At 57.4% G+C, this 18,571-nt stretch carries 17 protein-coding genes and 1 pseudogene; 12 read left to right on the forward strand and 6 right to left on the reverse strand.

Features of this window, described 5'->3' with window-relative positions; genetic code table 11:
- Nucleotides 1-7: 7 nt before the first annotated feature.
- Nucleotides 8-718 carry a DNA topoisomerase I gene (locus tag IEX40_RS07715; protein ID WP_188746982.1) on the reverse strand — a complete coding sequence of 237 codons (711 nt, stop codon included), beginning with the start codon at nt 716-718 and terminating at the stop codon, nt 8-10.
- 198 nt (nt 719-916) lie between these two features.
- On the opposite strand from IEX40_RS07715, the gene topA reads away from it, so the two are divergent.
- A complete protein-coding gene (topA, locus tag IEX40_RS07720) occupies nt 917-3,553 on the forward strand; it encodes a type I DNA topoisomerase (protein ID WP_188746984.1) in 2,637 nt (878 codons plus the stop codon).
- Nucleotides 3,554-3,571: 18 nt separating this feature from the next.
- Nucleotides 3,572-4,099, forward strand: coding sequence for a DUF6586 family protein (locus IEX40_RS07725; RefSeq protein WP_188746986.1), 528 nt, complete (start codon nt 3,572-3,574; stop codon nt 4,097-4,099).
- 8 nt (nt 4,100-4,107) lie between these two features.
- On the opposite strand, the gene IEX40_RS07730 is transcribed toward IEX40_RS07725, so the two are convergent.
- Together IEX40_RS07730 and lexA are read right to left on the reverse strand one after the other, a co-directional pair.
- Nucleotides 4,108-4,512, reverse strand: coding sequence for a SulA-like leucine-rich domain-containing protein (locus tag IEX40_RS07730; protein WP_188746988.1), 405 nt, complete (start codon nt 4,510-4,512; stop codon nt 4,108-4,110).
- A 15-nt stretch (nt 4,513-4,527) separates the two neighbouring features.
- Nucleotides 4,528-5,139: a transcriptional repressor LexA gene (gene lexA / locus IEX40_RS07735; protein ID WP_188746990.1), complete on the reverse strand. Its 612-nt coding sequence runs from the start codon at nt 5,137-5,139 to the stop codon at nt 4,528-4,530.
- A 127-nt stretch (nt 5,140-5,266) separates the two neighbouring features.
- Here lexA and dinG point away from each other — a divergent pair, with 127 nt between their 5' ends.
- From dinG to IEX40_RS07760, 5 genes and pseudogenes are all read left to right on the forward strand, one after another.
- Entirely contained in the window at nt 5,267-7,393 is a 2,127-nt protein-coding gene (gene dinG, locus IEX40_RS07740) for an ATP-dependent DNA helicase DinG (protein WP_188746992.1), read from the forward strand.
- A 121-nt stretch (nt 7,394-7,514) separates the two neighbouring features.
- Nucleotides 7,515-8,711 (forward strand): annotated as a pseudogene (rhlB, locus tag IEX40_RS07745) (ATP-dependent RNA helicase RhlB); the annotation flags it as partial.
- A gap of 344 nt (nt 8,712-9,055) precedes the next feature.
- Nucleotides 9,056-9,265, forward strand: coding sequence for a hypothetical protein (locus tag IEX40_RS07750; protein WP_188746996.1), 210 nt, complete (start codon nt 9,056-9,058; stop codon nt 9,263-9,265).
- Nucleotides 9,266-9,288: 23 nt separating this feature from the next.
- Nucleotides 9,289-10,311 carry an NAD(P)H-dependent glycerol-3-phosphate dehydrogenase gene (locus IEX40_RS07755; RefSeq protein ID WP_188746998.1) on the forward strand — a complete coding sequence of 341 codons (1,023 nt, stop codon included), beginning with the start codon at nt 9,289-9,291 and terminating at the stop codon, nt 10,309-10,311.
- Nucleotides 10,312-10,314: 3 nt separating this feature from the next.
- Nucleotides 10,315-10,794, forward strand: a complete 480-nt coding sequence (locus IEX40_RS07760) for a SixA phosphatase family protein (protein WP_188747000.1) — start codon at nt 10,315-10,317, stop codon at nt 10,792-10,794.
- On the opposite strand, the gene IEX40_RS07765 is transcribed toward IEX40_RS07760, so the two are convergent.
- On the reverse strand, nt 10,733-12,415 hold the full coding sequence (locus IEX40_RS07765) for a PglL family O-oligosaccharyltransferase (protein WP_188747002.1): 1,683 nt from the start codon (nt 12,413-12,415) through the stop codon (nt 10,733-10,735). The two genes, IEX40_RS07760 and IEX40_RS07765, sit on opposite strands and share 62 nt — an antisense overlap.
- Before the next feature lie 199 nt (nt 12,416-12,614).
- Between IEX40_RS07765 and IEX40_RS07770 the strand changes: the two genes are divergently transcribed.
- From IEX40_RS07770 to IEX40_RS07780, 3 genes are read left to right on the forward strand one after another with little or no spacing between them, the layout of a single operon-like run.
- Nucleotides 12,615-13,499, forward strand: a complete 885-nt coding sequence (locus IEX40_RS07770) for an alpha/beta fold hydrolase (protein ID WP_188747004.1) — start codon at nt 12,615-12,617, stop codon at nt 13,497-13,499.
- Entirely contained in the window at nt 13,499-14,350 is an 852-nt protein-coding gene (locus IEX40_RS07775; RefSeq protein ID WP_188747005.1) for a DUF4892 domain-containing protein, read from the forward strand. Before IEX40_RS07770 ends, IEX40_RS07775 begins: the two co-directional genes overlap by 1 nt.
- A gap of 2 nt (nt 14,351-14,352) precedes the next feature.
- Nucleotides 14,353-15,246, forward strand: coding sequence for a patatin-like phospholipase family protein (locus IEX40_RS07780; protein ID WP_188747007.1), 894 nt, complete (start codon nt 14,353-14,355; stop codon nt 15,244-15,246).
- Here the strand turns inward: IEX40_RS07780 and folE are convergent.
- Both folE and IEX40_RS07790 read right to left on the reverse strand, forming a co-directional pair.
- A complete protein-coding gene (gene folE / locus IEX40_RS07785) occupies nt 15,232-15,771 on the reverse strand; it encodes a GTP cyclohydrolase I FolE (protein WP_188747009.1) in 540 nt (179 codons plus the stop codon). The genes IEX40_RS07780 and folE overlap by 15 nt on opposite strands.
- Nucleotides 15,772-15,863: 92 nt before the next feature.
- The gene (locus IEX40_RS07790; RefSeq protein ID WP_188747011.1) at nt 15,864-16,421 is read right to left on the reverse strand and encodes a Smr/MutS family protein; all 558 of its coding nucleotides are present in this window, start codon (nt 16,419-16,421) and stop codon (nt 15,864-15,866) included.
- Nucleotides 16,422-16,484: 63 nt separating this feature from the next.
- On the opposite strand from IEX40_RS07790, the gene prmB reads away from it, so the two are divergent.
- Together prmB and aroC are read left to right on the forward strand one after the other, a co-directional pair.
- Nucleotides 16,485-17,405 carry a 50S ribosomal protein L3 N(5)-glutamine methyltransferase gene (gene prmB / locus IEX40_RS07795; protein WP_188747013.1) on the forward strand — a complete coding sequence of 307 codons (921 nt, stop codon included), beginning with the start codon at nt 16,485-16,487 and terminating at the stop codon, nt 17,403-17,405.
- Nucleotides 17,406-17,444: 39 nt separating this feature from the next.
- Complete coding sequence (gene aroC, locus IEX40_RS07800; RefSeq protein ID WP_188747015.1) at nt 17,445-18,536, forward strand: chorismate synthase; 1,092 nt, start codon at nt 17,445-17,447, stop codon at nt 18,534-18,536.
- The last annotated feature ends 35 nt before the right edge of the window (nt 18,537-18,571 follow it).

Here is an 18,571-nt window from a genome sequence, read left to right on the forward strand (position 1 = left end):
CGCAACTTTACTGGTTAAGGTAGTTGTCGATGGAGTCGGCTAGAGCGCCGGCGCCATAGTCGCGCTTGGGTTGCAGTTTATCGATCTCGCTCTGCAGTTTATTCAACAGTACCTGCTTCTGCTGTTGTGGAATGGTGGCGCGTACCAGTATCGCCTTGGCATGCTTGTAGTGTGCCAGGGCGCCATGCTTTTCACCGCTGGCTAGCAAGCGCTCCGCCTGATTGAGATGAGCCTCGGTCACCATCGATACATTTAACCAGTACAGCTCCTGCTGGTAGGCCTTGGCCAGCTGAGGTGTCAGACGGCCCTTGCGCCCCATTTCGATCAGCAGCTTCTCGGCGAAATTCAGGTAGATCTGCGCGCGGCGGACTGCTCGGTCGCTCTCCAACCCGCCCTGGCGCCGTTTGACGCGATCCGTACTCTCCTTGTTGCGCGCGATTTCGGTCATCAGTTCCGAATCCGGTGCAAGAGCGCTGATCTCTTCGATCAGTGACATGGCGTGTTGATTCAGCTTTTCAACGATGTCACTTCGGCAGCCAACTTCTTTCAGGATGCTGAGCGCATTTAGCGTATGCTCGGATTGCTGCTTGAGCCATTTCAGTCGCTCGCTGAGAAATTTGTTATGCGCCTCTCGAGCCGTGATGATGTAATTGGCGGCCAGTGCGGCCAATCCAACCAGCGCGATCAATACGACGTACATCAGATTGTCTGACAGCATCAACTTTGGCACTCTGAATATAGAGGGTTGCTGTATGGATTATAAAGCGACTCTATCGGCTTTGCGAAGTTGAGGTGCTGCCTCTATTGGCTGTACCTCGATATGAATTAATGGTCGCCTTGCTTGACCCCCGATAGCGCAACACTTATATATGCACGCAGCTTCTGGGGATGGTACCAGCTCTTTAAGGATGTCCTGATGGGAAAAACGCTAGTAATTGTGGAATCGCCGGCCAAGGCGAAAACGATCAACAAATATCTCGGAAGCCAGTATGTGGTGAAATCGAGTGTTGGTCATATTCGCGACTTGCCGACCAGCGGCAGCGCGGTTAAAAGCGACCCTAAGGAGCGCGCTAAGCAGGCGGCGTTGACCCGCAAGATGTCGGCGCAGGACAAAGAGGAGTACAAAAAGCGCAAATCCCGTGAGCAGCTTGTCGCCCGCATGGGCGTCGACCCCGAAAAAGAGTGGGAGGCGCACTATGAGATCCTGCCAGGCAAGGAAAAGGTTGTCGACGAGCTGAAGAAACTTGCCCGTACCGCTGACGAAATCTATCTCGCAACCGATTTGGACCGCGAAGGGGAGGCCATCGCATGGCATCTGCGCGAAGCCATCGGTGGTGATGACGGGCGCTATCGCCGCGTGGTGTTCAACGAAATCACCAAGAAAGCGATCAAGGAAGCATTTGAGGAGCCGGCACAGCTGGATCTAAACCGGGTCAACGCGCAGCAGGCACGCCGCTTTCTGGACCGGGTGGTAGGCTACATGCTGTCTCCCCTACTGTGGGAGAAGGTTGCCCGGGGACTCTCAGCCGGCCGTGTGCAGTCGGTTGCGGTACGTCTGGTGGTCGAGCGTGAGCGTGAGATCAGGGCCTTTGTGCCGGAAGAGTACTGGGAGGTCCATGCCGATGTGCAGACTCCTGATGCCGAAGCTCTGCGGTTGCAGGTAGCGAAACAGTCGGGAGCGGCTTTTCGGCCAGTCAGTCAGGCGCAGACCCAGATAGCGCTTGATGCGCTCAACGCGGCTCAATTTAAGGTGGTCAGTCGCGAAGATAAACCGACCAGCAGCAAACCGTCCGCGCCATTTATCACGTCGACCCTGCAGCAGGCGGCCAGTACTCGTTTGGGGTTCGGCGTCAAGAAGACGATGATGCTGGCTCAGCGCCTTTATGAAGCCGGCTATATCACCTACATGCGTACCGACTCCACCAACTTGAGTGCGGAAGCGGTAACGGCCTGTCGTGAGCATATTCAATCTAATTACGGCGAGGAGTATCTGCCGGCTGACCCGGTGCGCTACAGCTCGAAAGAGGGGGCCCAGGAAGCGCACGAAGCGATCCGTCCCTCCGATGTTGAGATAACCGCTGATCGGCTTGCTGGTATGGACAGCGACGCAGTTCGGCTGTACGACCTGATCCGACGTCAGTTTATCGCCTGCCAGATGACCCCGGCTCGCTACTTAAGCACCCGTTTACAGGTGAAGGCGGGTGAGTTTGAGCTGACGACCAAGGGGAGGATTCTTAAGTTTGACGGCTATACGCGGGTATTGCCGTCAAAAGGCAAGAGTGATGAGGATCTGATTCTGCCGGATGTGCAGCAGGGTGATCTCCTCTCGCTCAGTGCACTGGATCCCAAGCAGCATTTCACCAAGCCCGCCCCCCGGTACTCCGAGGCTAGTTTGGTCAAGGAGCTGGAGAAACGCGGTATCGGCCGGCCATCGACCTATGCATCGATCATCTCGACGATCCAGGATCGCGGCTATGTCGAGGTCCAGGGGCGCCGCTTCTACGCCAAGAAAATGGGTGACATCGTCACCGAGCGGCTTAATGAGAACTTCTCTGATCTGATGGATTACAGCTTCACCGCCCGGATGGAGGAGCAGCTGGACGAGATCGCGCAGGGGGATGTGGACTGGCGAGAGCTGCTCGATCGTTTTTACGGCAGTTTTGTCGATAAGCTGGAGAGCGCCCAGTCCCCGGAGGGCGGGATGCGGCCCAATAGCCCGACGCCAACCGATGTCGATTGTCCGGACTGTGGTCGAAAGATGATGATCAGAACCGGCAGTACAGGCGTTTTCCTCGGTTGCTCTGGCTATAACCTGCCACCCAAGGAGCGGTGTAAGGCCACTATCAACCTGATCCCCGGGGATGAGGTCGTAAGCGCGGATGGTGATGATGAAGAGGAGTCTCGTATTCTGCGCAGCAAGCACCGCTGCAAGCTTTGCGGTGCGGCGATGGATTCCTATCTTGTCGATGCCGAACGCAAACTGCACGTCTGCGGTAACAATCCAGACTGCGCTGGTTACGAGATCGAAGTCGGCAGCTTCAAAATTAAAGGCTATGACGGACCGGTCATCGAATGCGACAAGTGTGGTTCGGAGATGCAGCTGAAAACAGGCCGCTTCGGTAAGTTTTTCGGCTGTACCAATGCCGAGTGTAAAAACACTCGCAAGCTGCTGAAGAGCGGTGAGGTGGCCCCGCCCAAGATCGACCCTGTCGATATGCCAGAGCTCAAATGCGAGAAGGTTGACGATCACTACGTGCTGCGAGATGGCGCCAGTGGCCTGTTCCTGGCTGCAAGCCAGTTTCCGAAAAACCGGGAGACCAGGGCGCCTCTGGTATCGGAGCTGATTCCACATAAAGCTGAGCTTGATCCAAAATATCACTACCTGCTCGATGCGCCGCAACACGATGGCGAGGGCAATCCGGCAATAATCCGCTATAGCCGCAAAACCAAGGAGCAGTACGTTATGTCCGAGCAGGAGGGCAAGGCGACCGGGTGGCGGGCGTACTGCGTTGACGGCAGGTGGCAGGAAGAAAGCGCGCGCAAAAAGAAGTGATGGCTTGATGGGGGCGATATGAGCGAAATCTATGTAGCCAGGACCAATCAGAAGTTGGGTTTTGTGCGCCTGCATCTCGATTCATTGAGTCGGGCGCAAGACTCCAGTGCCTGGAACAAACACGGGATGATCGAATCCTACAATGAATCGGTTCTCTTTCATCTGAAAGGAGCTGTTCACGCTTTCGTTCGCGAAATTGGTGAGCGCTATCGTCTGGATGTAGCGGCGATTGATGGTGTCACTGACCTGCAGGCTCAGTTCGAGTCAACGGGTCAGGAGTCGCCAGAGCTGAACGAGTTGGCGCAGCTTGCCGCGAGTCCTGGAAGTTGGCTTGAAAGGTTGGAGCGCGCCTATGCGGCGTGTTGGAATGCATCCGCGCAGCGCTCAAAACCCACCGATAGCAGTCAAAGTTTGTCGGAGATCCACGTGCTGCAGGTCAATCCCGATCATGCGGAGGATGGGGCGTTGCTGTCTGAGTTGCGGCAGTGGTTTTCTGAGCTGAATCAGTTGATCGATCGTCAGCGCAGCGCGATGCTTGAGTGGTAGCAGACCGTTTAGTGGCTGCGTACCACTATGCCCTGAACATCCGCCAGGCTTGCTGCCTGCTGCAGCAGGCCTATTTCACCCTCGTCCAGATACTTGTGCCAAGACACGACCGTGTGGCAGGTGTCGGCGCTTAACGCGCGTCGTGCAAGATCCACCGTCGAGTGTTTGCTGTCCGGGCGTAATATCCAGATGCGGTCAAGCGCTACGCCGGCGGCAGAAAGAGCAGAGCGATCGATCTCTGCTGGTGCGCCAACCAGTGCGAGCCAGCGTTGCTGGCGGCTGAGTTGTGCCAGCATGGGCAGCAGGAGCGGCGATAGTGAGATATCGCCGTTGTGCTGGATGATCTCGGTAACGCGGCCTCCTGTGGATGCTGCTGAGGTATTCGTACCGTAGTCCAATGCTGTAGCGTGCATGCTGACACCTCGTTGTTAAAGATCTGCTCTTTGCCTAATGACGCCGACACCCAGACCCTCTATCTGTAACTCCTGCTCGGACAGGTCGATCTCGATTGGGTCGAACTCCTCGTTTTCGGCAATCAGGTACACCATGGATCCTTCACGGTGAAAACGTTTGACGGTGACGTCGTCACCGATTCTGGCTACCACGATCTGCCCCTCGCGCGCTTCCGGCGTCTGATGCACGGCTAAAAGATCGCCATCGAGAATGCCAATATTTTTCATGCTCATGCCGCGAACACGAAGCAGGTAATCTGCGTTAGGGTGAAAAAATTCAGCGCCGATAGTGCAGTAGTCATCGATATGCTGTTGGGCCAGGATCGGTTCGCCCGCCGCGACCTGTCCCACTATCGGTAATCCATGCTCGGTTATTTCAGGCTCGGGTAGGCGGATACCTCGAGAGGTGCCCGGAATTATCTCGATGGCACCTTTGCGGGCTAGTGCCTTGAGGTGCTCCTCGGCGGCATTTGCCGAGCGGAACCCAAGATCACGTGCAATATCGGCCCGTGTAGGCGGGTAGCCGGTATCTTCTATATGCTGGCGGATGCAGTCTAGGACTTCGCTCTGGCGTTTGGTCAGTTTCATAGTCGTATGTCTATTTATACAGTACATGTAGTTTTATACAGTATTTTTCCGGCGTCAAGCAATTATCTGTTTAAACATCCAGTCTCTTGTTATGATGCCCCGCCACCCAGGATCGGAAGGAGCCCCCTTGCTCGACGCAACGCTCAAACAGGCGATTCAGTCTGCCTACAGCCAGTTTTTGACCAGTCGAGGGCTGAAGGCACGCGCTGCCCAGAAACAGATGATTGCCGAAGTTGCACGTACCCTTGCCGGCATCGGGGTGGGCGAGCAGGGTGAGCGTCTTGGTGAGCGGCACGTCAGTGTGGTTGAGGCGGGTACGGGTACCGGAAAAACAATCGCCTATCTACTGGCGACATTGCCCATCGCGCGGGTGCGCAAGAAGCGCATAGTGTTGTCGACCGCTACGGTATCGCTGCAGGAGCAGTTGGTTAACAAGGATCTGCCCGAGGTGATTCGTCACGCTGGCCTGGAGATTCGTTACCAACTGGCCAAAGGGCGTGGACGCTATCTCTGCGTTAACAAGATAGAGCAGCATCTCGAGCGACAGGGCGAGTTAGGGCAGATGGCCTTGTATGAAGACGAGTACGCTGAGGTGCTTGATGCCCAGACGCTGGCCACCTACAGAGAGCTGATGGATCGCTTTGTTTCCGGCGGTTGGGACGGTGATCGGGATAACCTGCCGGATTCTCTGGAAGAGGGGTTGTGGCGACCGCTGACCAGCGATCATATGCAGTGCAGCAACCGGCGTTGCCTTAACTTTTCTGCCTGTCCATTCTACCGTGCCCGGGACCAGCTCGACAGTGTTGAGCTGGTGGTTGCCAACCACGACCTGGTCCTTGCTGATCTGGCGCTCGGCGGCGGGGCGATACTGCCGGATCCTAAGGACACGATCTATGTACTGGATGAGGGGCATCATCTACCGGATAAAGCCAGCGGTCATTTTGCCTTTTCGATGAGGCTGGGCAGCAGTCAGAAGTTGTGTCAGTCCCTGCCGAAAAGGCTGCATGGGTTATTGGATGAGGCGGGGACAGCAGTGGCGCTGCTGGATCCGATCGAGCGCATCGCAAATCCATTACGCGAGATGGGTGAGGTGCTAAGTCAGCTCGAGCCGCAAATACAGGTACTGCTCGATTCGGAAGAGCGGGGGCAGCGGGTACGTTTCTCACGGGGGCTGATTCCGGAGCCGCTCAGGATTTTGTGCCGCGACCTTACTCATGCCAGCGAACGGGTTCAGCAGCATATGGAGCAGTTGGTGTCGGTGCTGCGCGAAGCGATGGAGGGGGACATCGCCGAAATCGATCGCGCCCTGGCCGAGCGCTGGTACCCCCAGTTGGGTGTGCTATGGGGACGCGTGCAGCAGATCAGCTGGTTGGCGCGCAGTTACGCGACGCCGGATCCTGAGGGGCGCATGCCGACGGCGCGCTGGTTGTCGCGCATAGAACAGGAGCAGTTGACCGATGTTGAGCTTCGCAGCGCCCCCGTGTCAGCTGCCGATACCCTTCGCGAGCATTTATGGGAGGTGTGTTTCGGTGCGGTCGTCACATCGGCGACGTTAACCGCACTGGGCCGCTTCGACCGTCTGCTCGATCAGTTGGGGTTGCCGGTGGATACAAGCTGTGTCCGCCTGCAAAGTCCGTTCGATCACTACGCGATGGGCACGCTTGAGGTGCCCGCCATGCGCTCGGATCCCGGCGATCAACAGGCTCATACCGAGGAGATCGCGGAGTACCTGGCCGAGCAGTTGGGGGGGATTCAGGCGGCGCTTGTGCTGTTCAGCAGTTGGCGCCAAATGTTGGCTACCCTTGAACGCCAGCCTGAATCCATTAAGAATAGGATCCTCGCTCAGGGGGACCATAGCCGTCAGGAGATCCTGAGGATTCATCGAGAGCGTATCGATGCAGGGCAGCCAAGCGTTATATTCGGCCTGGCTTCCTTTGCGGAGGGGGTCGATCTTCCCGGCGGCTATTTGACCGATGTGATTATCACCAAACTGCCGTTCGGTGTCCCGGATGATCCGGTCGATGCCACCATGGCGGAGTGGATAGAGCAACAGGGCGGGAACGCGTTCTCCGACTGGGCAGTGCCCGCGGCCTCGATGCGTTTGACGCAAGCGGTCGGTCGGTTGTTGAGAACGGAACAGGACAGGGGGCGAGTGGTGTTGCTGGATCGTAGAGTGGTCACCCGGCGCTACGGCCGCCTGTTGTTGGATTCTCTGCCGCCTTTTCGCCGCCAGATAGATAACCGACAGCTTTAATTAAAAAGGTAAGCACTTGAGTACAGAAGAGAAAGTGAAAGCGAACGCAGCCGATAACAGTGATGCAGGCGCGAAGTCACGTCGCCGTCGGCGTTCACGCAAACCGCGCGCCGCTGCAGCCATGAGCTGGACGCCGGAGAGCTTCAAGGTCGCGGCGGTTGAAGGCAAGAAGCGTTTCCATGATTTCAAGCTGCCGGATGTGTTGATGCATGCCATCGCGGATCTCGGATTCGAATACTGCACGCCGATCCAGGCTGAAACCATAGAACCTGCTCTGGCCGGTATGGATATGATCGGCAAGGCGCAAACCGGAACCGGTAAGACGGCGGCCTTTCTGATTGGCATTATCACCGACCTGCTCGATTTTCCCCTCGACGCCCGGCGCAAGCTTGCCGAACCCCGCGCCCTGATCATCGCGCCGACCCGCGAGCTGGCGCTTCAGATCGCCTCGGATGCCGAAGGGTTGTGCAAATATACGGAGCTCAGCGTTGTCTCCCTGGTGGGCGGTATGGACTACGAGCGTCAGCGCAAGGATCTTGCGCGAGGGCCGGTCGACATCCTGGTGGCGACACCGGGTCGACTGATCGACTTTGTGCGCGGAAAAGAGGTCGATCTTTACAACGTCGAGGTGCTGGTCCTGGATGAGGCGGACAGAATGTTGAGCATGGGGTTCATCCCCGATGTGCGGACCATCATTCGCCACACGCCACGGAAGGGGCCGGAGCGTCAGACTCTGCTCTACAGTGCGACCTTCACCGACGAGATCATGCGTCTGGCGCAGCAGTGGACCGTCGATCCGGTGCGCATCGAGATCGAGTCCGAACGCAAGACCACCGACAGCGTGTCGCAAAAGGTGTTCCTGGTCTCCAGTCATGAAAAATATCGTCTGCTGATCAATTATCTGCGGGCGCATGGTATCGACCGCGCAATTGTTTTCTGCAATCGACGTCACGAAACCCGGTCATTGGCAGAGAAGCTACGTAAGGATGGTCTGAGCGCCGCGTTGATGTCGGGCGAGATTCCGCAGAACAAGCGTTTGAAGACGCTGGAAGATTTCCGCAGCGGCAAAATCCAGGTGCTGGTTGCCACCGATGTGGCCGGGCGGGGGATCCATATTGATGGTGTCACCCACGTTATCAATTATCAGCTCCCGGACGATGCGGATGACTATGTCCACCGCATTGGGCGTACCGGGCGTGCCGGCGCGACAGGTACTTCGATCTGCTTCGCCTGTGAGGATGATTCATTCATGATTCCGCAGATCGAGGAGGAAACCGGCGTCAAGCTTGAGTGTATCCATCCCGACGCGGAGTTGCTGTTGGAGCCTGCTATTAAGACTGACAAGGTGGAAGCTAAAGAAGACGAGCCGACTGATCTGGAAGACTCCTCCGACGCTGAGGCGGTCGTTGTTGAATCCGAGCAGCTGGTCGCCGATGATCAGGCTTCACCGGAGCAACTGGCTGTCGAAGCCGAACAGGAAGCGGGTCAAGAGGGTGAGGATAAGCGAGCGGGCGAGCCGGACAGCGCCCCTGATATCGCGCCTGTTGCGGATCCTGAGGTTACCGGTGTGGAACAGCCTAGCGAGGAGGTTCGTGAGTCGAGTGATGATCAGTCTCCGGACGACAGCGAACGGCAAAAGCAGGATTGATAGAGGGCGGACGTTTGGATCGGCATCGTACGGGTCGAATCAGCAACCTGTTGGCGATCATCGCCAGTGCGTTTTTTGCGGCTGTGGGGCTTGCGGGTTATGGGCGCACTGAGGATCCGCGTCAGTTGTTGCTGTTTTTGGGGTTGGCGGTGGTTGCCTTCGGGGTGGTCAAACTGGCCTTCTATGGCATAAATCGATTGCTCGATAGTATCGACGAACGCTGAACAGTTTTCAGGCGGAGGAGCGTATGAGCAGTTCTGCTGCAGTGGCAGTACTCGGCGGCGGCAATTTCGGCACCGTGATCGCCAATATGATCGCTGAAAAGGGGCGAGAGGTTCGCCTGTGGATGCGCGATGCCGATGCCGCCGAGCAGATTAACGCGGTTCACGAAAACCGGCGCTATCTGCCCGGGGTGAGCTTGTCTGAAGGTTTGATTGCCACATCGGATATGGCACAGGCGCTTGATGGTGTAGATATCGTATTCGTATCCGTGCCCTCTAGTGCGGTGCGCGAAGTTGCGCGCCAGGCGCGACCCTGGATCAAGCCCGGGCAGATCCTGGTCAGTACCACCAAGGGCATAGAGGCAGGCACTTTTTGCCTGATGAGTGAGGTGATATCCCAGGAGTTGCCGGATGCACGGGTCGGTGTCCTCAGTGGCCCCAATTTGGCCAAGGAGGTAGCGCAACGGGAGCTGACGGGAACGGTAATCGCCTCTAGTGATGAGCAGCTGCGCGACAGCATTCAGGCGTTGCTCCACAGTGGTTATTTTCGCGTCTACGCCAGTAGCGATACCTATGGCGTCGAACTCGGTGGTACATTGAAAAACATCTATGCCATAGCGGCGGGCATGAGCGCGGCATTCGGTATGGGGGAGAACACCAAAAGCATGCTGTTGACCCGCAGCTTGGCCGAGATGAGTCGCTTTGCAGTCAGTATGGGGGCAAATCCGCTGACCTTCCTTGGGCTGGCCGGCGTGGGCGATCTGATCGTTACCTGCATGTCGCCACTGAGTCGTAACTATCGTGTTGGTTACGCGCTGGGTCAGGGGAAAACCTTGCAGGAAGCGATCGACACGCTGGGCGAGGTTGCTGAAGGGGTCAATACCCTGCGCCAGGTGCGCAACAAGGCCGCCGAGAAAGAGGTCTATATGCCGCTGGTGGACGGTCTCTATCAAGTGGTCTTCGAAGGGGCTCCTGTGCAGGAAGTTGCCAAACGCATGATGCTCAATCAGCAGGCCAGCGATGTCGAGTTCGTACTGCCGCGGAGCTAAGCGGTGCGGTTGATGCTGATGCGCCACTGCGAAGCGGTGGTCGGTAGGGATTCAGATTCAGAGCGGCCCGTCACAGCAGCCGCTCTGGCGCATCTCTACCAAAGCGCCAGTGCGCTTCGTGAGCCTCTGGGCCGGGTGTCCTGGTTGGTATCCAGCCCCTGGCGCAGGGCGCGTGAAACGGCGGAGGCGCTACTCCCTTTTCTGTCTCTCTCCGTTCAGCAGGAAATTAGCGATCTGCTGTTGCCGCAGGCCGTTCCAGGCCAGACACTAACAATGCTGGAGCGATATTTCACTGAAGGCGTTGATGGTGATACTTCATTGCTGTTGGTGGGGCATCAGCCGCTTGTCGGGCGGTTGATCGGGCTTCTGTGTGAAGGTGACAGTGGGGCTGGATTCAGCCCCACTCCGGGTGAGATCGCCGTTATTGAGCTTGACTGGCCGGCAGCGGGGATGGGGTCGCTTCGTCACTGGTGTCGGCTGTAAACCGACCACTCACCACCGCGTCCTCGAACTTCTCCAGCTGTTTGTCGTCTGGATAAATAGCTCTGACATGGGCCAGGGTCTCGATAGCCTGCTGCTGCTCGCCCAGGTGCAGGTAGGCCCGGGCTATATCCGTGTAGACCAGCTTGTCTGGAGTCTGTTGGGTATAGTGATGCGCCCAGTCGATGAATTCTTGGGTGTGATCCGTCACCTTCTGATGCATCTCTCGATAAAGCAGCGCACGCATCCAGAAATACTCGCCCATCTCTCTAAAGTAGAAATCGTTCATGGCTGGGGCCAGGTGTTTGGGCTGGGTGCCTTTGCTGCGCATATATTGAACTAATCCGGAAGTGGCTAGCAGCGCGTGAGCAAGGAATATTATCAGTAATGGAGTCGCAAATAGCGCGGTAACGCGTACCCCGTTTTGGGCCGGACGACTGAGTTGTATTCTCCGCACCTGTTTGCCGCTCTGGAAGCAGAGGAACAGTAGAATCAGCAATATTATCCAGTGGATGCTGGATATGTAGAAAGGAAGCTCTACCTGGGTGTGCAGTGCGATCGGTGCCAGCAGCGCCGCCATGGCGGCGCCTCTTTGCCAACCCATCTGTATCAGTTGCCAAACAACGGCGACAGCGGCGGCGGCGATCGAGAGCAGCGCCAAAATGCCACCTTCGATCATCCAAAACAGCAGTTCGTTGTGGGGGTGGCTGAAGCGTTTGTCATCCAGCTTATAGTTGGGAACTTGCTGGTAGTAAGCTGGCCTGTTCTCCTGAAAGACATGCTGGAAGCTGCCTATCCCATGCCCGATGAGCGGCGACTGCAGGAAGGTATGCCATGCCAGTCGGTAGATATGGGGACGGGCGTCGCCGCTGACGCCTTCATTAGCGGTCAAACGCTCAATTTTGGCGAGGGTTTTAATAGTGCCTGTGTCACTTGCATTCAGGCCGATCGCCGCGCCCCCGGCAATCGCAGCGACCAGCAATGCAGTGGTCAGCTTGCGCCTGAACAGTAATCGGCCGCGAGAAAGAATAAGCAACGTCAGTGCAATCACCAGCCCCAGGTAGCCGACTCGGGATCCTATGGTGACAATATTTGCACTCGCTAAGAGCAGTGTCATCAAAACCAGAGCTTTGAAGGGCCAACGCATGCGTAAAAAGGCGGGTGTCGTGGCCTGGTACAGCGCCAGAGCTATGCCTGTGGCCATCATCGACGCATGCAGGTTCGCCTGCTGGTAGATGCCGGCGGGAACCTTGCCGGATACCCAGGGCATGAGGCCTTTGAATGGGTTGTTGGGCAGTATCTGGCTAAGGCCGATCAGGCCCTGGATCATGATACTGGCCAGTACCAGATAGATGGCAGTGTCGACTTGACGGCGAGTCAGGCGGTACTGGAATAGCGAGAACCAGAACAGCATTCCGCCCAGGATCACACCGAGGCGGATCAGCCACTCCGCGGGGCGCTCGATCCCGGTCAGGAATCCACCCAATACCAAACCCGCAGGGAATAGCATAAGCAGACCGAAATGTCGGGGGTAAACAAAGGTTTCATGCTTGAGCATGGCGAATAGGCCGCCTGTCATGGTGATCAGGCTTGCCGCCCAGATGCTGGCGTTATAGGGCAGCATCAGCCCCTCGCCGCCAAGATTGGGTTGATAATAAAAGGGGGCTATCAGTACCAGAAGGGTGAAGGTGAGAAAAAAGACTCTCTGCTCCCGCGTCAGTGCGGTGCGCTCCAGTAACGGCATCGGTGGCTCCTTGCTTCGGTCTGTGTGGGATCCTAACGAATCGGTTATGCTTGGGAAAGGAAAACCGCTAAGGAAATTTATGAGTATCAATGAGCTCAGTATCGATATCGGTGGCCGTCGTCTGGCGGCGATCGATTTTGGTGGACCTGCGGATCGGACAGTGCTGGCGGTGCATGGTTGGCTGGATAATGCCGCAAGCTTTATGGAGCTGGCCCCTCGGCTGGAGGGATATCGCGTTATTGCGGTCGATCTCGCCGGCCACGGTCGATCCGATTGGCGCGATCAAAGCAGTTGGTATGCTATCTGGGACTACGTGCTCGATCTTCGGATGGTAATTGAGGCACTGAGTCTGCAGAAGGTTCATTTGCTGGGACACTCTCTCGGTGCGGCGGTAGCGTCGGTTCTCGCGGCAGTGTTGCCGGAGCGGATTCAAAGCCTGGTGATGCTTGAGGGGCTTGGGCCTCTGACGATCGAAGCCGCGGATATGCCCGAGCAGTTGCAGGCCGCACTGGAGTGGCATACCAGTGCAAAGTCTTCGTCCGTCGTGTATCAAGATCCAGCGCGCATGGTTGCGGCAAGAATGCGGGGACGCTTCCCTGTTGGCGAGGGCGCCGCCAACCACTTGGTGTCCAGAGCGCTGAAGCAGGTGCCGGGTGGCTACGGTTGGGCCCACGATCCACGCTTGCTGGCGCCTTCGCTGTTGCGCTTCAGCGAGGATCAGGTTCAAGCGTTGTTTCGCGTGATTGAAATGCCGGTCCTTGTTTGTCTCGCTGAAGAGGGGATAGCGACAGATGAAACGCGACAGAGACTGAACTCGCTTGCGCAATTGCGACTGCTCGAGTTTGCCGGTGGACATCATCCACACCTGGAGCCGGCGACGGTTGATCTGGTAGCTGATGCGGTAAACGCTTTTTATCGCGATTTGCATAAAACTGTATTTGCCAGAAAGGAGGCGCTCGCTTGATGAACAGGAACGTTATCCTACCGATATTGCTGGTAATGAGTCTGCTGGAGGGAGGGCTCGCGCTTGCCGAACTGCCGGATTTTCTGGAGCCGTTTCCACGCAGTCGCCAGATTCAACAAATAGCCATCGATGCGCAGGAGTACAGGGTTATGCTCGGTGGTGTGGTCAAGATCAATCGTCTGATCAGGACCGATCGCGAGCTTCGATTGAGCGGCAAATTGGAACGGACAACCTGGCAACTGCCGGTCGGTCATTCGCCGGAGGATGGGTTTCGATATCTGCGGGGGCAGTTGCAGGATGCAGGTGCCGAAATGCTGTTTGAGTGCAGTGGGCGGCAGTGCGGGGCCAGTAACATCTGGGCCAACGATCTTTTCGATACATCGCGACTATACGGCGTCGATGAGAGTCAGTTCTACCTGGCGGCGAGAAGAGGGGTGAACTATCTGGTGGTGTATGCCGTGCGGCGGGGCAACGGTCGGGTCTTTCTGCATCTCGACTGGTTGGTAGACGCCTCAAGCGACGATCAGGGTTGGGCGCAGGTGCTTGAGCAGCAGGGTTATGCCGAGTTACCAGATTGGCCTGAGTCGCCGGACAATGCGATCCGCGCTATGGCGGCGCTGCTGGAGGAGCGTCCGGAGAAACACTTGGTTTTGGTGTTGCACCAGGCTGGGCGCGATATCGAGTTGAGCCTGCGTCAATCCCGTGAGCTGGCGCTGCGGTTACGCGACCAGGTGTTGGCGGAAGGCATCGCGCCTAACCGAATCGACGCCCACGGTGCCGGCGCACTTTCGCCGAGCGTGTTGGGCGGGCGCAGGCAAGTGGCGGTGGTGATACTGACTGATCAGGAGTAGTTATGACAAAGGTATCTCTGGTGTTGGGGACAGGGGGCGCGCGCGGATATGCACATATTGGTGTGATAGAGGAGCTTGAGGCCAGGGGGTACCAGGTGACCTGTATTGCCGGGTCCTCGATGGGGGCGATGATCGGAGGTCTTTATGCGGCCGGTGGTATGGAGGCGTATCGTGCCTGGGTCGAAACCTTGCGCTGGATCGATGTTGTCCGCCTGCTTGACCTGAATTTCAAAAATAGCCTGTTCAGCGGCGACAAGGTGTTCGCCCGATTGAGGGAGCTGATCGGTGATCCGGCGATCGAGACACTCCCCATAGCCTATACAGCGGTGGCGGCCGATCTGACCAGCAACAAGGAGGTCTGGTTTCAGCGCGGTAGTCTGTTGCAGGCGATGCGTGCGTCGATAGCGATTCCCGGAATCGTATCGCCTGTTATTCGCGGCGAGCGCGTGTTGGTCGATGGCGGTGTGCTAAATCCCTTGCCGATCGTGGCGACCGTAGCGGCTCATGCCGACCTGATCATCGCGGTTGATGTTAACGCCTCGCGTGACTCTGTTGCCATGCATCTGGATCCCGAAGATCTCGAGCATCAGCAAAACAGGTCGCCAGCCCGCATGGGGCGCTTTGCCGTGCTGCTGAATTCGATGGAGGTGATGCAGGGCGCTCTTACTCGCTACAAAATTGCCGGTTACAGCCCGGATCTGGTAATCCGGGTGCCGAAGGAGGTTGGCGGTTTTCACGAGTTTCATCGCGCCAAAGCGCTGATCGATGTCGGTCGGAGAATGGCGCGCCGCCAACTCGATCTGTTCGAGGAGCTGGCGGCGGTCAGACCCGACCCGGAGGCCGGTATCGGGGTGCAGGATGTTGAGACTGTGGAGGCTGACTCAGCTGACCAATGACAGGAACTCGGCGCGGGTGGCCGGATTGGATCTGAACGTCCCCAGCATCATCGAGGTTTTCATCTCCGCATTCTGTTTCTCTACGCCACGCATCATCATGCACATGTGCTGAGCCTCAATCACCACGCCGACACCCAGAGCGCCGGTGACCTGCTGGATCGCTTCCGCAATCTCCTTGGTCATGTTTTCCTGGATCTGAAGTCGGCGGGCATACATGTCCACGATGCGGGCAATCTTCGACAGTCCAACCACGCGCCCGTCGGGAATGTAGGCAACATGGGCTTTGCCGATAAACGGCAGCAGGTGGTGCTCACACATCGAATAGAGCTCGATATTTTTTACCAGCACCATCTCGCTGTTATCAGACGGAAAGAGGGCGCCGTTGACCACCTCTTCCAGCGACTGCTGGTAGCCTCGGGTCATAAACTGCATCGCCTTCGCTGCACGTTTAGGCGTGTCCTTCAAACCCTCGCGTTGCAGATCTTCACCGAGTGATTCGATGATTTTGGCGTAGGATTCTTCCATCTGTGGCTCCATCAGAGAGATATGTGGCCCGACCGGGTCGAAAAAAGCGCTTAAGGTACGTCATCGCTCGTGTCAGGTAAAGAAAAGTGCGATTAACGCGCCGGTTTTTGTTTAAGTAGCACATAAACAGCACCGGCGCCTCCATCGGCTGGCTGAGCTGAACAAAATGCCAGCACTGGGGCGAGTTGGCGTAGCCAGTCGTTGACGTGGGATTTCATCAGTGCAGGTTGGCCGGGTTGGGAGTATGACTTGCCATGCACAATCAGCGCACAACGTAGCCCGCGAGCCTCACAGTCTCGTATAAAACGTGATAGCTCCTCACGTGCCTGGTCGAGAGTGTAGCCGTGCAGATCCAGTCCCGCCTGCCAGGGGATATGGCCGCGGCGCAGTTTCTTCATCTGCCGGACCTGTATGCCGGAGCTGGCAAACAGTAGATCCTGTTCCGATTCGATAATCTCGACCGCCGTTGTCGACAGGCCGTCGACGAAAGCTTCGCTCTCCTGCTCTGCGGCCTGACGTCTGTAGTGATGAGTTTGAGATGGGCTGGGCTTGCCATCACGTTTCAGCGATGCGCGATCATTCCGCAGCGGACTGACGTCGGCGACAGCACGCTTAAAGTCGGTTAGATCGGATTGCGGTTCATCAGTCATAGCGTTTGAGGTACGTTTTCTTTAACATGTGCGGCCTGTAAAACGCCCATTATCGGACCTGCGATGAATCTGGATCAAGCATCTCTGCTCGACGAATTGGAAAGCCTGCGTGATTTCGTGCGTTTCAGTCTGAGTGCGTTCCATGAGCATGGCCTCTATTTTGGTCATGGTACGGACAACGCCTGGGATGAGGCCGTACAGCTGGTGTTAAACGCGGTTCATCTGCCTTGGAATACCCGTCCGGAAGTGCTCGACGCCCGGTTAACGCGCAGTGAAAAACGTCGTGTTCTGGAGTACCTGAGTCAGCGTGTCGAGCTGCGTAAGCCGCTACCCTATATTACCGGCGAGGCCTGGTTCATGGGGTTGGCGTTCAACGTGGATGAGCGGGTGCTGATTCCGCGTTCACCCATTGCCGAACTGATCGAGAACGGCTATGAGCCCTGGTTGCGGCCTGGGCCGGTTGAGCGCGTGCTGGACCTGTGCACCGGCAGCGGTTGCATCGGCATCGCGACCGCGCTGGTCTTTCCCGAGGCCTGCGTCGACCTGGTCGATATCTCGGAAGATGCGCTGGCAGTAGCGACGGGCAATATCAAGCGCCATCAACTGACCGATCGCGTGCAGGTCGTCCACAGTGATCTGTTCGGCGCCCTGGACCCGGCACAGCCCTATGACCTGATCGTCAGCAATCCGCCCTATGTGGATGCTCAGGATTTGGCCAGTATGCCTGACGAATATAGGCATGAGCCGGATCTGGCGCTCGGTTCGGGCGACGATGGCTTGGATATTACGCGACAAATACTGCGAGAAGCGGGGCGCTACCTGAGCGATGACGGACTTCTCGTCGTCGAGGTGGGGAACTCCGAAGTGCACCTGATGGAGCAGTACCCCGACCTGCCATTGATGTGGATCGAGCTCGAACGGGGCGGCAACGGCGTGTTTTGTATTACGGCGCAGGAACTGCGTCAGCACTCAGATAGAATATGATGGTGTCCCGACGGGGCGCGGCGAGACAGGATAGAAGCGATGTCCGGAAATAGCATTGGCAAACTCTTTACCCTGACCACCTTTGGTGAGAGTCATGGCCCAGCGCTTGGCTGTATTATCGATGGCTGCCCTCCAGGTATCGAGATCAGTGAAGCCGAGCTGCAGGTCGAACTGGATAGGCGCAAGCCCGGCACTTCGCGCCATACCACCCAGCGACGTGAGGCCGACGAAGTGCGCATACTTTCAGGCGTGTTCGAAGGTCGTACCACAGGTACCCCGATAGGTATGCTGATTGAGAATACCGATCAGCGCTCCAAGGATTACAGTGACATCAAGGATACCTTCCGACCGGCCCACGCTGACTACACCTACAGTCAGAAGTACGGCATTCGCGACTATCGCGGGGGTGGGCGTTCGTCAGCTCGGGAAACGGCGATGCGGGTGGCCGCCGGCGCGTTGGCCAAGAAGGTGTTGGCCAAGTATGGTGTTCAGGTACGCGGTTATCTGGCCCAGCTCGGGCCGGTGGCGATCGATCCGACCCGGTTCGACTGGAGTCAGGTTGATCAGAATCCGTTCTTTTCGCCCGATGCCGAAGCGGTCGCTGAAATGGAAGAATACATGGATGCGCTGCGCAAAGAGGGTAACTCAATCGGTGCGCGGATCAATGTGGTTGCGTCCGGGGTGCCGGTTGGCCTGGGTGAACCGATCTTCGACCGCCTGGATGCGGAGCTGGCCCATGCGCTGATGAGTATCAATGCGGTGAAGGGGGTGGAGATCGGTGATGGTTTTGCCGTAGTGGAGCAGAAGGGGACGGAGCACCGGGACGAGATGACCCCGGAAAGTTTCCTCTCCAATCATGCCGGTGGCATTCTCGGCGGGATCTCCAGCGGTCAGGATATCCTGGCCAGTATCGCGCTGAAGCCGACCTCCAGCCTGCGTCTGCCAGGGCGCAGTATCAATAGCCAGGGCGAAGCGATCGAGGTTGTAACCAAAGGGCGGCACGATCCCTGTGTCGGTATTCGCGCGACACCGATCGCCGAGGCGATGGTGGCCATTGTGCTGTTGGATCACCTGTTGCGTAATCGTGCCCAAAATGGGGATGTGGAGCGTACTATCCCGGTGCTGAGCTAACCCGCGAGGGCGCAAACACTGTGGCCTTGAATTCC

The sequence above is a fragment of the Marinobacterium zhoushanense genome (assembly GCF_014641945.1).
GTDB classification, from domain to species: domain Bacteria; phylum Pseudomonadota; class Gammaproteobacteria; order Pseudomonadales; family Balneatricaceae; genus Marinobacterium_D; species Marinobacterium_D zhoushanense.